This is a genomic window from Curtobacterium sp. Csp2 (assembly GCF_013347165.1).
In genome coordinates, this window is the sequence record NZ_CP054593.1 from 1,070,426 (window position 1) to 1,084,653 (window position 14,228).

Genomic DNA, 14,228 nt, shown 5'->3' on the forward strand with positions numbered 1-14,228 from the left:
CCTCGTTGGTGGTGAGGGGGACCTCGCGCCCGGCGGCCTCGGTGGCCTTGCCCTTGCCGAAGGAGAACATCGACAGGCCGACCCAGTCGACGCTCGAGGCACCGGGCCAGTACGGCGCGTACGGGTCGTCGGCCGCGGTGAGCTGTCCGTCGCCGTTCGTGTCGAGCTTCGACACGTCGGTCGCCGACAGGTCCTGCAGGCGGCCGGCGGACTCCCCGAACGGATAGCCGGCCCCGTACGACGGCGACCACACCATCGCGGCCGACGACCCGTACGCGCCGTACTGGCCCGGTGCCTCGAGCGTCGACTGGGTCGGCCTGTCGATGTTCTCCTTCGGCAAGGGCAAGGCCACCGAGGCCGCCGGGCGCGAGGTCCCCCTCACCACCAACGAGGTCCCCGCCGCCGGTGAGGTCCAGGCACGCTTCGACGAGACCTGGGGCTACCAGCAGCCGCAGACCGAGGGGACCTTCACCCAGCGCTTCGCCGTCGACCAGGACCGTCCGATGCTCCTGGACACCGGGGCGCTCTACGACCACTCGCTCGAGGGAGCCGCGGAGCTCCCGGTCAAGCAGGAGTGGTGGCGGCAGGTGATCGCCGCCGTGCAGCAGCACCCCGAGGTCCGCGGCGTCACGTTCCTCGAGACGAACCGCCGCGAGCCCGAGGCCAGCAACCGGGTCGCGGACTGGCGGGACACGGCCGTCCCGGGGATCGCCGGGTCGTTCCGCACCGACCTGCAGGACGCCGACCACTTCGTCTTCGGGCCGGTCACCGAGCGGATCACACCGCAGGACGGCGCCGCCGCCATCAGCCAGGAGTACGAGACCGGCGGCGACCAGATGGCGTGGATCGTCTGGTTGGCGGCCGGTCTGGCGGCGGTGTTCCTGCTCAGCGGCCTCGTCGGTCGCCTCCTGCCGAGCTGGCGCTACCCCGACGACGGCAAGCCCGGGCGCGACCTGCGGCTCGACCTGTTCCGCGGCTTCATCATCCTCGCCGTCGTCATCACGCACATCGAGATCGGCGGGCCGTACTCGTACATCACGCTGCACGCCACGGGCGCGATCACCGGCGCCGAGATGTTCGTGTTCCTGTCCGGCATGGTCCTCGGCATGACCTACCCGTTCGCGATCAAGAAGTTCGGCGAGTGGGTCGCCGCCGTCGGCGCGTGGAAGCGTGCGCGGAAGCAGTACCTCGTGACGCTCGGGGTGATCCTGGTCGTCTTCGCGATGAGCTTCATCCCCTTCCTGAACACCGACGCGATCACGACCTTCACGGACCGGGGGACCGGGACCGGCGGTGTCGGGGCCGAGGGACGCGTGTACGACCTGTACCCGAACGCGATGCAGCTGCTCGCGTACCCGCCGCCCTGGTACGCGATCCGGCAGTTCCTGCTGCTCGAGATGGGCCCGTGGCCGTTCAACATCATGGGACTCTTCGTGGTGCTGAGCCTGTTCATCCCGCTCTTCATGTGGGTGATCCGGCGCGGGTTCTGGTGGGCGCTGCTCGTCGTCAGCTGGGGTGTCTACGTCTTCCAGGCCCTCAACCCCGACTTCCGTCCGCTGAACTCGCAGTTCGAGGCGGTCTTCCCCCTCCTCACGTGGCAGGTCGTCTTCACGCACGGACTCGTGCTCGGCTACTACCGCCGACAGGTCATCGGCGCGCTCACCGGTCGGCTCGGCAAGGTGCTCATCGGCGTCGGCATCACCGGGTACGCGCTGTTCCTGGTCTACGTCTGGGCGGGCAACCAGTTCGGCTTCACCCCGACCCCGTTCCCCGCGACGATGTACGACCAGCTCTACAACACGGCGTACCAGCGCGTGGACCTGCAGTGGGGCCGGCTCGTCGACATCGCGTTCTTCGCGATCGTGTCGTACGCGATCCTCACGGTGTTCTGGAAGCCGATCGCGGCGGTCCTCGGCTGGCTCTGGATCCCGATCGGGCAGGCGAGCCTCTACGTCTTCGTGTGGCAGGTGTTCTTCGCGCTGGCCATCGCGTCGATCCCCGGTGTCGACTGGTTCAACGGGTGGATCGGCTTCGCCGCCCACACCGCGCTGATCCTGCTGGTCTGGTACATGATCCGCAAGAAGTTCCTCTTCTCGGTCATCCCCCGCTGACCCCGCCCGCGCGGTCGTTCCCATCGCGCGTGACGTAGGAAGCCGATCCGCGCATACCTGGTCAGAACGAACGACCTGGTACGCGCGATTCGACCCAGTACGCGCGGATCGGCTTCCTACGTCACGCGCGATGGGAACGACCGCGCGGGCGGGGTCAGCGGGGGATGACCGAGAAGAGGAACTTCTTGCGGATCATGTACCAGACCAGCAGGATCAGCGCGGTGTGGGCGGCGAAGCCGATCCACCCGTTGAACCAGTCGACACCGGGGATCGACGCGATGGCCAGCGCGAAGAACACCTGCCACACGAAGACGTAGAGGCTCGCCTGCCCGATCGGGATCCAGAGCCAGCCGAGGACCGCCGCGATCGGCTTCCAGAACACCGTGAGGATCGCGTACGACACGATCGCGAAGAACGCGATGTCGACGAGCCGGCCCCACTGCAGGTCCACGCGCTGGTACGCCGTGTTGTAGAGCTGGTCGTACATCGTCGCGGGGAACGGGGTCGGGGTGAAGCCGAACTGGTTGCCCGCCCAGACGTAGACCAGGAACAGCGCGTACCCGGTGATGCCGACGCCGATGAGCACCTTGCCGAGCCGACCGGTGAGCGCGCCGATGACCTGTCGGCGGTAGTAGCCGAGCACGAGTCCGTGCGTGAAGACGACCTGCCACGTGAGGAGGGGGAAGACCGCCTCGAACTGCGAGTTCAGCGGACGGAAGTCGGGGTTGAGGGCCTGGAAGACGTAGACACCCCAGCTGACGACGAGCAGCGCCCACCAGAACCCGCGCCGGATCACCCACATGAAGAGCGGGATGAACAGGCTCAGCACCACGAAGAGTCCCATGATGTTGAACGGCCACGGGCCCATCTCGAGCAGCAGGAACTGCCGGATCGCGTACCAGGGCGGCGGGTACGCGAGCAGCTGCATCGCGTTCGGGTACAGGTCGTACACGCGTCCCTCGGCCCCGACACCGCCGGTCCCGGTCCCCCGGTCCGTGAAGGTCGTGATCGCGTCGGTGTTCAGGAAGGGGATGAAGCTCATCGCGAAGACGACCAGGATCACCCCGAGCGTCACGAGGTACTGCTTCCGCGCACGCTTCCACGCGCCGACGGCGGCGACCCACTCGCCGAACTTCTTGATCGCGAACGGGTAGGTCATGCCGAGGACCATGCCGGACAGGAACACGAACATCTCGGCGCCGGTGATCGCGCCCGTGGCGTGCAGCGTGATGTACGAGTACGGCCCGCCGATCTCGATGTGCGTGATGACGACGGCGAGGATGATGAAGCCGCGGAACAGGTCGAGCCGCAGGTCGCGCCCGGGCTTGCCGTCGTCGGGGTAGCGCCAGCTCGGCAGGAGGCGACCGACGAGGCCGCTGAGCAGGAACACCGCCGCCAGACCGGCCGCCAACCAGACGATCCACGCCATCTGGTCGCCGCCGGTCTCGTACTCCTGGCTGATGGCGGCGGCGCCGTCCTGCGGTGTGATCCGCTCGGTGACCGGCCCGAAGACGAAGTGGTCGGCGTCCTGCAGGTCGGTGCGGAACGACCCGGCGATCCCCGGGACGGCCGTGTCCCGCCAGTCCGCGACCCGGTTGCTGGCCTCGGGCTCGCGGCGGTTCGTCTCGAGGAACGTGACGCCGCGGACCTCGGGGTGCTGCTGCACGGCGGCGATCACCTGCCGCCACCACTCCTGCTTGACCGGGAGCTCCGCGGCTCCCTCGAGCGAGTGGTCGTAGAGCGCCCCGGTGTCCAGGAGCATCGGACGGTCCTGGTCGACGGCGAAGCGCTGGGTGAAGGTCCCCTCGGTCTGCGGCTGCTGGTAGCCCCAGGTCTCGTCGAAGCGTGCCTGGACCTCACCGGCGGCGGGGACCTCGTTGGTGGTGAGGGGGACCTCGCGCCCGGCGGCCTCGGTGGCCTTGCCCTTGCCGAAGGAGAACATCGACAGGCCGACCCAGTCGACGCTCGAGGCACCGGGCCAGTACGGCGCGTACGGGTCGTCGGCCGCGGTGAGCTGTCCGTCGCCGTTCGTGTCGAGCTTCGACACGTCGGTCGCCGACAGGTCCTGCAGGCGGCCGGCGGACTCCCCGAACGGATAGCCGGCCCCGTACGACGGCGACCACACCATCGCGGCCGACGAGTCGCCGGCGTGCACGACGCGGGCGAGCGTACGGAAGGCGTCGACGAACGCGGTCGGCTGCTGCCCCCACCGGACCCACGTGCCGTTCATCTGCGGCGCGAAGCGGACGAGCACGCGGGTGTCGTACTGCCGGTGGACCTCCTCGAACAGGCGGTTCGCGGTCTCGGCGTCGGCGCGGGTCAGGGAGCCGAGCGACTGCGAGGGCTCGAGGCTGACGACGAGGACGGCCCCCTGGGCGGCCGCGGCCCGGGTCGCCCGGAGGAACTCCTTCCGGGCGCTCCGGTCGAAGGGGTACTCGATCTCGACGCCGTACATCGACGGCACGGCACCGAGTCGGCCCGCGTAGCCGTCCGGGCTGTCGTCGCCCCAGTCCAGGTCGGGGCCGAACCACGTCCGGTCGGACGCCGGGAGCGCACCGCGGTCCGAGGCCGCCGCCGAGGTCGCCGCCGCCGGGGTCGCCGTCGCCGGGTTCGCCGTCACCGCGGCCGCCGGGAGTGCGCCGCCGAGCAGCAGCGTCCCGAGCACGACGAGGAGCGCGACGGCCTTGGCCAGGACGCCCCTCACCGTGTGCACGCCAGCGTCCAGATGTTGTGACCGCCGACGTGCTGGTGCTCGAGCCGGTCGAGCGCGGCGGTGGCGAGCGCGAGGCCGCGGCCGCTCTCCTCGTCGACGTCCGCCATCGTCACCGCGGACAGGTCGACGTCCGCCGGCTGCCCGTTGTCGGTGAGCACCGCGAGGAGTTCGCGGTCGGTCGCCAGGAGCTCGACCGTGTACCGGCGGCCCTCGACCCGGTCGGTGCGCTTCGTGTGCTCGACGATGTTCGCGGCGATCTCGGCCAACGCGGTCTCGAGCGCGAAGCGGAGCCGCACGTCGTCGACGTCGAGCGTCTCCCACCAGGCGGCGAACCGGTCCTGCACCTCGTCGAGGGACGCGGCGACGGCCGGCACCTCGAAGGTCACGTGCTGCATGGTCACAGCGGGCCTCCTGCGGTCGAGGACTCGTGTTCGGACTGCACCGTCCCGGGGCCGGGACCGCCGTAGCGGACGGCCCGGATCACGATGCTGAAGATGAAGAGGTCGAAGACGACCCAGGCGGAGTTGACGAGGGGCGCGATCCCCTCCGCCTGGCCGGTCAGGTAGCGGATGCCGATGAGCACGAGCGACGCGACGAGGGCCGCCATCGCGATGAGCTGCGGCTTGACGAGGTCCCACCGCGGCTTCTGCTCGGACTCGTCGCGGACCTTCGGGGTGACCCGGAAGCCGAGCGGCTTGCCCCGGAACACGTTCTCGAAGGCGCTCGTCACGGACTCGATCCACACGGGGAACAGCGCGAGCGAGTACTGCTGCCCGCGCCACGTCGGTCTCCCAGCGGCCACCACCCAGAACAGGGCCTGGTTGAGCACGAGGAACGGGATGAGCCGCACGAAGAAGTCGACGCTGTACGCCTGGACCGGGACCACCCCGAACGACAGGCAGAGCACCGGGGCCGCGATGTAGACGACCGCGGCGAAGCCCGACAGGTAGCTCCACATCGTCGAGAAGTACATGAGGCGCTGCCCGAACGAGAGCCCCTTCTGCACGAGGGGGTTCTCGCGGAAGAACACCTGCATGGTGCCCTGTGCCCACCGGAGGCGCTGCACGAGCATGGTCGGCAGGTCCTCGGGCGCCAGGCCCTTGGCGAGGATCTCGTCGTGGTACGCCGACTTCCAGCCGAGGCCGTGCAGGCGCATCGCGGTCGCCATGTCCTCGGTCACCGAGATCGTGGCGAGCGGCATGATCGGCTGCGCCTCGTCGTCCCGGTTGACGTCGAGCGCGCGGGCCAGGACGGCGATCGACTCGATGGCCGCGACGGGCGAGGCCTCGCGCCGACCGAGCACGTCGAGTGCGGCGTCGTCGAGCCCGGCGAACGTGTCCGCCTCGGTCGACATCGCCGCGAGCTCCTGCAGGTCACGGCGGACCGCCTCGAGGTCGGCGGCGGCGAACCGGAAGGCGATCGCGTCGATGCCGCGCTGGAAGTCGTACGTGACGTCGCCGAGCGGCTCGCCCCGGTCGATCTGGTCACGGGCGCGGTCGACGACCTGCTCGGCCCCGTCGAGCGCGTCGAGCACGCGCGGGTCGGTCTCGGTCTCGCGCGCCCGGGCCAGGAGCTTCCGCGAGGTCTTGATCGTCCGCTCGACGGACTCCTCGACCTCGCGCACGTAGCGGGTGACGCCGAGCTGCATGAGGGCCTCGCGGCGCAGGATCGCGTTCGAGCCGCAGAAGAACGCGGCGTTCCAGCCGTCCTTCGACTGCTGGATCGGCCCGTAGAACAGGGGCGCCTGGCTTCCGAGGAGATCGGCGTCCGGGACGTTCTCGAACCACTGCGGGGTCTGCACGAGCGCCATCCGCTCGTCCTTGAAGTACCCGAGCGTGCGGTCGAGGATCGACGGTTCCGGGACCTGGTCGGCGTCCAGGATGAGCAGGAACTCCCCCTGGGTGGCGAGCAGCGCGTTGTTCAGGTTGCCGGCCTTGGCGTGGCGGGGACGATCGACCCAGTCGGCACCGCGGGTGATGACCCCGATCCCGAGCGACTCGGCGGCGGCGCGCATCTCGGGGCGGTTGCCGTCGTCGAGGATCCACGTGCTGTGCGGGTGCGTGATCGCCTTCGCCGCACGGGCGGTGCGGACGACGAGCTCGACGGGCTCGTTGTACGTCGTGATGAAGACGTCGACCGTGACGTCCCCGGCCGGCTTCGTCGGCGGCTCCCCCCGCTCGCGCAGCCGCCACGCTCCGAAGGCGAACAGGAGCGAGTCGATGACGCTGTAGGTCTCCGCCAGGATCAGCGGCACCGCGATCCACCACGAGTGCCAGTTCACGGACGCGGCCCAGCGCCAGACGATGTAGTTCACGCCGGCGATCGAGGCGACCAGTGCGACGGTCCGGACCACGGCGAGACGCCGGGTCGGGGTTCCGGTCGTGAGCCGTCGCCGGTCCTGGCGGCTGACGTCGAGCGCCGTCATCGGCATCCTTCCCTGCTGCTGCCGGACAGCGCTGGTGAGTGCGCTGCGTACCAGCCTGTCTACCGCAGCACACGAGGACCTGTCAGCCCGACGCCCCGATGGACCGCCGTCCGACCGTGCTCAGCGGTGCACGAGGCCCAGGTCGTGCGCGAGACGGACGATGACCTCGTCGAAGTAGGCGTCGGGATCGGACACCGATCCGACGGCGTGACCGAACAGTTCGAAGGACAGGACGCCGAACACCGTGGTCCACGCCATGAGCAGGCGGAGCACGGCCTCGGGGGGCGGATCGGCGTGGAAGCCTCGCTGTCGTGTGTAGGCCACCGCATCGGCGATCGCGGCGGCCGTCCGCACCGGATCGCCCACCGCGGGACCGTGCCCGATCCGCGGAGCGGCGCCGTCCAGGCCGGACCATGCGTCCGTGACGATGCGGATGAGCACGTGCGTGGTGCGCGAGGCCGGCTCGATCGTGTCCTGCGGTGCGACGTAGCCGGGCACGGGTGAGCCGTAGAGCAGTGCGAAGTCGCCGGGGTGGGAGGTCGCCCACGTCCGGATCGCCCGGCACGCCGCCGTCCAGCGGCCGAGGTGGTCGGCGCGGTCGACCGGCGCCTCGGCGGACTCGACCGCGGCGCCGAGCTCGTCGTAGTCCGCGACGAGCAGCGCCGTGAGCAGGTCGTCCCGGCTCGGGAAGTACCGGTAGACGGCGGAGGACACGAGTCCGACGTCCCGCGCGACGGCGCGCAGGCTGAGCTGCGCGGGACCCTCCTCGGTCAGGCGCACCCGAGCCGCAGCGAGGATCCGCGCGCGGACGGTCTCGCGCGCCAGGGCACGGGCGGTCGGGGCCTTGTCGGACATCCCGTCAGGATGCCATGCGAGAGCAGTGCACACAAACAAGAGCACCGCTCTTGCAATCGGAGCCGAAGCGCGCCACACTGCTTCCGAGAGCACCGCTCTCCGAATCGACCCAGGAGGCCACCATGTCCCGTCACCACGTCGTCGTCGGCGCCGGTCCCGTCGGGCGGCACGTCGCCGCCCACCTCGCCGACCGCGGGGAGGAGGTGGTCGTCGTCACGCGGTCCGGCCGCGACACCGGCCAGCCAGGGGTCCGGCACGAGGCGCTCGACGCATCCGACGCCCGCGCACTGACCCGCGTCACCGAGGGCGCCGCTGCGCTCTACAACTGCGCCAACCCCGGCGACTACACGCAGTGGGAGCGGGTGTGGCCGCCGCTCGCGGACGCCCTGCTGACCACCGCCGAGCGGACCGGGACCGTGTACGGCATCACCGGCAACCTGTACCCGTACGGCCCCGTCGACGGACCGATGCACGAGGACCTGCCCGACGCGGCGACGGACCACAAGGGCGTGCTGCGGGCACGGATGTGGGCGGATGCCCGGGCCGCGCACGAGGCCGGACGCCTGCGGGCCGTCGAGGTCCGCGGTTCGGACTACGTCGGACCCGGCATCGGCCAGAACGGGCACGTGACACGGGTGTTGCCCGCCGCCCTGCAGGGGAAGGCCGTGACGGTGATCGGTCGGACCGACCGGCCGCACACCTACACGGACGTGCAGGACGTCGCGCGGACGCTCGTCGCGGCCGTCGACGACCCCTCGTCGCACGGGCGTACCTGGAACGTCCCGTCGAACCCACCCCGGACCCAGGAGCAGGCGCTCACCGACGTGCTCCACGCCGCTGGTCGTCCGCCGGTCCCCGTGCGCGGGCTGCCGATGGGGCTGGTCCGGGCCATCGGCCTGGTCACGCCCCTGATGCGCGAGGTCGCACAGCTCGGGTACCAGTGGACCGCGCCGTACGTGCTCGACGACCGGCAGGCGCGGGCGCACTTCGGGATCGAACCGACGCCGTGGGACGAGGTGTGCCGCCGGACCCTGTCAGGGCTCGTGACGGTGTAGCGAACCGCGCGCCGACACACCCCCGAACGCACCGAGACGCCCCCGAACGAGCGAGACGCCCCCGGATCCGGGGGCGTCTCGGCGACGGCAGGGCGTCTCGGCGACGGCAGGGTGCCGGGCGCCTCAGTACCGGGGCTTGCGCGGCGCGCGCTCCCGGTCGCCACCACGGAACCCGCGGTCGTCGCGGTCGCGATCGCGATCCCGGCCCCCGCCACGCGGCCCACGGTCATCCCGGTCCCGGTCACGCCGCACGCCACCACCCCGGCGGTCCGGCTTGATCTCGATGAGCTTCCCGCTGATCCGGGTGTCCGACAGCCGGTCGAGCACGCCGGCGTCCATGTCCTGCGGCAGCTCCACGATGGAGAAGTCCGGCCGGATCTGGATCGCGCCGAAGTCGTCACGGCGCAGGCCGCCCTCGTTCGCGAGCGCGCCGACGATCTGCCTTGGCTCGACGCGGTGGCGACGCCCGACCTCGATGCGGTAGGCGGTCATCGGCTGCGAGCGGCGCGGGCCACGGTCCTCGCGGTCCCGGTCGGGCCGGGCGGCGCGGGCGCCGTCGCGGTCGACCTGGTTCCGCAGCTGGTCGTCCGCGGGGTCGAGCAGCAGCGGCGACTCGCCCTGCGCGACGACCGCGAGCGCGGCGGCGACGTCGTCGGCCGGCACGTCGTGGTTCCGCACGTAGTGGGCGATGACGTCACGGAACGCCGTGATCCGGTCCTGCTGCTCGAGCGCCGCGGTGATCGCGTCGTCGAAGCGGGTCAGGCGGGTCTCGTTGACGTCGTCGATCGTCGGGAGCTGCATCTGCGTGAGCGGCTGCTTGGTGTGGCGTTCGATCGCCGAGAGCAGGCGACGCTCGCGCGGCGTGACGAAGCTGATCGAGTCGCCCTTGCGGCCGGCGCGACCGGTGCGGCCGATGCGGTGCACGTAGGACTCGATGTCGACGGGGATGTCGAAGTTCACGACGTGCGTGATGCGGTCGACGTCGAGACCGCGGGCGGCGACGTCGGTCGCGACGAGGATGTCGAGCTTGCCGGACTTCAGCTGGTTGACCGTCCGCTCGCGCTGCGCCTGCGCGACGTCACCGCTGATCGCGGCGGCGGCGTAGCCGCGGGCGCGGAGCTTCTCGGCCAGGGTCTCGGTCTCGCTCTTGGTGCGGACGAAGATGATCATGCCCTCGAAGTCCTCGACCTCGAGGATGCGGGTGAGCGCGTCGACCTTCTGCGGGTACGACACCATGAGGTACCGCTGCGTGATGTTCGCCGCGGTCTTGGTCTTCGTCTTGACGGTGATCTCGGCCGGGTCCGTGAGGTACTGCTGCGAGATGCGGCGGATCTGCGCAGGCATGGTCGCCGAGAACAGCGCGACCTGCTTGTCGTCCGGGGTCTCGGCGAGGATCGTCTCGACGTCCTCGGCGAAGCCCATCTTGAGCATCTCGTCGGCCTCGTCGAGCACGAGGTACTTCAGCTCGGACAGGTCGAGCGTGCCCTTCGCGATGTGGTCCATGATGCGACCGGGCGTGCCGACGACGACGTCGACGCCGCGGCGCAGGGCGGACAGCTGCACGCCGTACGCCTGGCCGCCGTAGACCGGCAGCACGTGCACGTGCTTCATGTGGGAGGCGAACTGCTCGAACGCCTCGCAGACCTGGAGCGCGAGCTCGCGGGTGGGCGACAGCACGAGGGCCTGCGGCACCTTCGCGCCCGATTCCATGCGGGACAGGATCGGCAGCGCGAACGCCGCCGTCTTGCCGGTCCCGGTCTGCGCGAGGCCGACGACGTCGCGCCCCTCGAGCAGCGTCGGGATGGTCGCCTCCTGGATCGCGGAGGGGGTCTCGTAGCCGATCTCCTTGACGGCCTTGAGCACCGGGTCGCTCAGGCCGAGGTCGGCGAAGGTCACCACGGGCCCCTCGTCGGTGGTCTCGGTGGTGGTGGCGGTGTCCGTGCTCATGCGGAAACGGTACCCCGGCTGCGACCTGCGCGGCGACCGCGCGTGGTGACGGAGCACCGGACTGGAGGCTCGTGGCGGGCCCGCCACGAGCCTCCAGTCCGTCCCCCGGTCGCGTCCGCGACGCGGGCCGCGTGGTCAGGCCGCGTCGTCGCGGTCCGGCGCGCCGATGCCGAGCACCGTGTCCGCACGGTCGTTGAGGCGGGCCAGCAGCCCGGCCAGGGTGTGCAGCTCGTCGGTCGCGAACGCCTGCGTGAGCTCGTCGACGGCTTCGGCACCGGCGACGTCGAGCCGGTCGAGCAGACGTCGCCCGGCGTCGGCGACCGCCACCAGGCTCGCGCGTCCGTCCGCGGGGTCGGGCGAGGTGTCGAGGTACCCGGCCTCGACCAGCGACGCGACCCGGCGACTGACGACCGGGCGGGACAGCCCGGTCGCGTCGGCGATCGCCATGGAGCGGACGGCACCGAAGTGGTCGACGGCCCGCAGGATCACGCGCGCCGTCGGGTCGAGCCCGCCGCGCGACTCGATGAGCGACGAGCGGAGCGCCTGGCGGACCCAGAGCCGATCGAGCTGCGCGTGCAGGAGCCGCTCGGCGGCGGCGCGGTCCTCGGTCACGCGGCCAGGGTACCGGCGCCGAATTAGTTGCTTGCTGGAAGCAATGGATGTATCGTTGCGCGGTCTGCAAAGTTACACAGCCAGAAAAAGGAGTTCGATGACCGCCACCGCACCCGTCCCGGTGCAGCACGGCCGCCACGCGGCCGAGGCGCCCGCGGCGACCGGCGCGCCCGCGCCCGGCACGCCCGGCCAGCAGCCGCTCATGACGCACCGCCAGATCCTCCTCGTGATCTACGGCCTGATGGCGGGCATGTTCCTGTCGTCCCTCGGCCAGACGGTGTTCGGCACGGCCATCCGCACCATCGGTGACGACCTGCACGGGCTCGACCAGCAGGCGTGGGTCACGACCGCGTACCTGATCACGTCGACCATCGCGACGCCGATCTACGGCAAGCTCTCCGACATCTTCGGCCGCCGACCCCTGTACATCTTCGGCATCGTGGTGTTCATCCTCGGCGCCGTGCTCTCGTCGATGTCCACGTCGATGCTCATGCTCGCCGCGTTCCGTGCGGTGCAGGGCATCGGCGCCGGCGCCCTGATGTCGCTGCCGCTCGCGATCATGGGCGACATCCTCGCCCCGCGCGAGCGCGCCAAGTACCAGGGCTACTTCCTGGCCGTGTTCGGCATCTCGTCCGTGATCGGCCCGCTCATCGGCGGCCTGCTCGCCGGCTCCTCCGAGATCCTGTGGATCACCGGCTGGCGCTGGGTGCTCCTCATCAACGTCCCGATCGGTGTCGCCGCGCTCATCATGGTGATCGTCTTCCTGCACCTGCCGAAGGTGCACGGCAAGGGCGACAAGCCGAAGGTCGACTGGTGGGGCGCCACGGCGGTGATCGTCACGCTCGTGCCGCTGCTGCTCGTCGCCGAACAGGGACGCACCTGGGGCTGGGGCTCCCCCGCCGCGATCGCGAGCTACGTCATCGGCGCGCTCGGTCTCGTCGCGCTGCTGCTCGTCGAGTCGAAGATGGGCGACGCGGCGATCATCCCGCTCAAGCTCTTCCGGTCCGGCACCTTCTCGATGGCCACGGTCATCGGGTTCCTGGTCGGCTTCGCGATGTTCGGCGCCATGCTGACCATCCCGCTCTACCTGCAGATCGTCGTCGGCCTCACCCCGACCGAGTCCGGCTTCGCGACGCTGCCCCTGGTCGGCGGGCTCATGATCGCGTCGATCACCTCCGGCCAGATCGTCGCCCGAGTCGGTCGCTACCGGATCTTCCCAGTCATCGGCACGTTCCTGGTGTCCGCCGGCTACGTCGTCCTGACCTTCATGACGATCGACAAGCCGCTCTGGTTCCTGATGATCGGCATGTTCCTCATCGGCCTCGGGCTCGGCTCGGTCATGCAGTCGCTGACCCTGGCGTCCCAGGGCTCGGTCGAGGCCCGGGACATGGGCGTCGCGACCTCGTCGGCGACCTTCTTCCGGCAGATCGGCGGCACGCTCGGCACCGCCGTGCTCCTGTCGATCCTGTTCTCGGTGATGCCGTCGAACATCCTCACCGCGACCGCGAACCAGGCCGACCTGAAGCCAGCGCTCTCCGCCGCGCTCGACCCGTCCGTGGCGGGCAAGGCCGAGAACCAGGGCGCGATCGACAAGATCTGGGCCCCGATCACCACGCCGCTCACGAAGACCGTGCAGTCGCAGCTCGACGACGCAACCGCACAGGCGAAGCAGGCCGCCGACGCGCAGGTCGTGTCGAAGGTCAGCGCCGCCGTCCAGGTCCAGGTCGACGCCGGGGCGCTGCCCGAGGCCGCCGCCCAGACCGTGATCGACCAGCAGGTCGCCGACGCCAGCCCCGCGGCCGAGGCCGCCGCGCTCGACGCCGTGGCGACGAAGGCCCACGCGAGTGTCCAGGACGGCACGGTGACCGTCGACTGGTCTGACGCCTCACAGCGGTCGTACTGGGTCGACGAGCTGACGCCGAAGCTGGCGGAGGAGATCCAGGACGGCAGCGGCACCGACTCGAACGCCACGAGCACGAACGACACCTCGTTCCTGACCGGTGCCGACAGCCGGCTGACCCGGCCGTTCATGGCGGGGTTCAACGCCTCGTCCGTGACGATCTACTGGGTCGGGCTCGGGGTGATCCTGCTCGCGTTCGTCCTGACCTGGTTCTTCCGGGTGCCGCCGCTCCGCCAGCGTTCGGCGCTGCAGGAGCAGCACGACCAGGCGAACGGTGCCGGCGACCGCGCTGACGAGCTGGAGGTGCAGGCCGGTCTCGCCGCCGCCGAGGCCGGGTCCTTCACCGGGCCGATGACCGGCTCCACGCCGACCCAGCGTCGGTGACCACGCGGCCGGTCCGGGTGCACCGCGCACCGGGACCGGCCGCGTGGTCACCGACGCTGGGTCGGCGTGGAGCCGGTCATCGGCCCGGTGAAGGACCCGGCCTCGGCGGCGGCGAGACCGGCCTGCACCTCCAGCTCGTCAGCGCGGTCGCCGGCACCGTTCGCCTGGTCGTGCTGCTCCTGCAGCGCCGAACGCTGGCGGAGCGGCGGCACCCGGAAGAACCAGG

At 70.8% G+C, this 14,228-nt stretch carries 9 protein-coding genes and 1 pseudogene; 3 read left to right on the forward strand and 7 right to left on the reverse strand.

Annotation, left to right across the window (positions count from 1 at the left end):
• Nucleotides 1-340: pseudogene (locus HUN59_RS05425) on the reverse strand (hypothetical protein); the annotation flags it as partial.
• On the opposite strand from HUN59_RS05425, the gene HUN59_RS05430 reads away from it, so the two are divergent.
• Nucleotides 324-2,111, forward strand: a complete 1,788-nt coding sequence (locus HUN59_RS05430; protein WP_174777774.1) for an OpgC family protein — start codon at nucleotides 324-326, stop codon at nucleotides 2,109-2,111. The pseudogene HUN59_RS05425 and the gene HUN59_RS05430 sit on opposite strands and share 17 nt — an antisense overlap.
• Nucleotides 2,112-2,265: 154 nt before the next feature.
• Here HUN59_RS05430 and opgC read toward each other — a convergent pair whose 3' ends face one another.
• The 4 genes from opgC to HUN59_RS05450 all read right to left on the reverse strand — a co-directional run bounded on the left by opgC (nucleotide 2,266) and on the right by HUN59_RS05450 (nucleotide 8,104).
• The gene (gene opgC, locus HUN59_RS05435) at nucleotides 2,266-4,824 is read right to left on the reverse strand and encodes an OpgC domain-containing protein (protein WP_174777775.1); all 2,559 of its coding nucleotides are present in this window, start codon (nucleotides 4,822-4,824) and stop codon (nucleotides 2,266-2,268) included.
• Entirely contained in the window at nucleotides 4,812-5,219 is a 408-nt protein-coding gene (locus HUN59_RS05440; protein WP_058742853.1) for an ATP-binding protein, read from the reverse strand. The genes opgC and HUN59_RS05440 overlap by 13 nt, the downstream gene beginning before the upstream one ends.
• Before the next feature lie 2 nt (nucleotides 5,220-5,221).
• Complete coding sequence (locus tag HUN59_RS05445; protein ID WP_254629904.1) at nucleotides 5,222-7,249, reverse strand: glycosyltransferase; 2,028 nt, start codon at nucleotides 7,247-7,249, stop codon at nucleotides 5,222-5,224.
• 120 nt (nucleotides 7,250-7,369) lie between these two features.
• On the reverse strand, nucleotides 7,370-8,104 hold the full coding sequence (locus HUN59_RS05450) for a TetR/AcrR family transcriptional regulator (RefSeq protein ID WP_174777776.1): 735 nt from the start codon (nucleotides 8,102-8,104) through the stop codon (nucleotides 7,370-7,372).
• Between the two features lie 122 nt (nucleotides 8,105-8,226).
• Between HUN59_RS05450 and HUN59_RS05455 the strand changes: the two genes are divergently transcribed.
• Nucleotides 8,227-9,159 carry an NAD-dependent epimerase/dehydratase family protein gene (locus HUN59_RS05455; RefSeq protein ID WP_174777777.1) on the forward strand — a complete coding sequence of 311 codons (933 nt, stop codon included), beginning with the start codon at nucleotides 8,227-8,229 and terminating at the stop codon, nucleotides 9,157-9,159.
• Nucleotides 9,160-9,282: 123 nt separating this feature from the next.
• On the opposite strand, the gene HUN59_RS05460 is transcribed toward HUN59_RS05455, so the two are convergent.
• Both HUN59_RS05460 and HUN59_RS05465 read right to left on the reverse strand, forming a co-directional pair.
• The gene (locus tag HUN59_RS05460) at nucleotides 9,283-11,106 is read right to left on the reverse strand and encodes a DEAD/DEAH box helicase (protein WP_058742849.1); all 1,824 of its coding nucleotides are present in this window, start codon (nucleotides 11,104-11,106) and stop codon (nucleotides 9,283-9,285) included.
• Nucleotides 11,107-11,241: 135 nt separating this feature from the next.
• Nucleotides 11,242-11,718 carry a MarR family winged helix-turn-helix transcriptional regulator gene (locus tag HUN59_RS05465; RefSeq protein WP_058742848.1) on the reverse strand — a complete coding sequence of 159 codons (477 nt, stop codon included), beginning with the start codon at nucleotides 11,716-11,718 and terminating at the stop codon, nucleotides 11,242-11,244.
• 97 nt (nucleotides 11,719-11,815) lie between these two features.
• Here HUN59_RS05465 and HUN59_RS05470 point away from each other — a divergent pair, with 97 nt between their 5' ends.
• Nucleotides 11,816-14,002 (forward strand): MDR family MFS transporter, encoded by a 2,187-nt coding sequence (locus HUN59_RS05470; protein WP_174777778.1) that lies wholly within the window; start codon nucleotides 11,816-11,818, stop codon nucleotides 14,000-14,002.
• Nucleotides 14,003-14,228 lie beyond the last annotated feature (226 nt).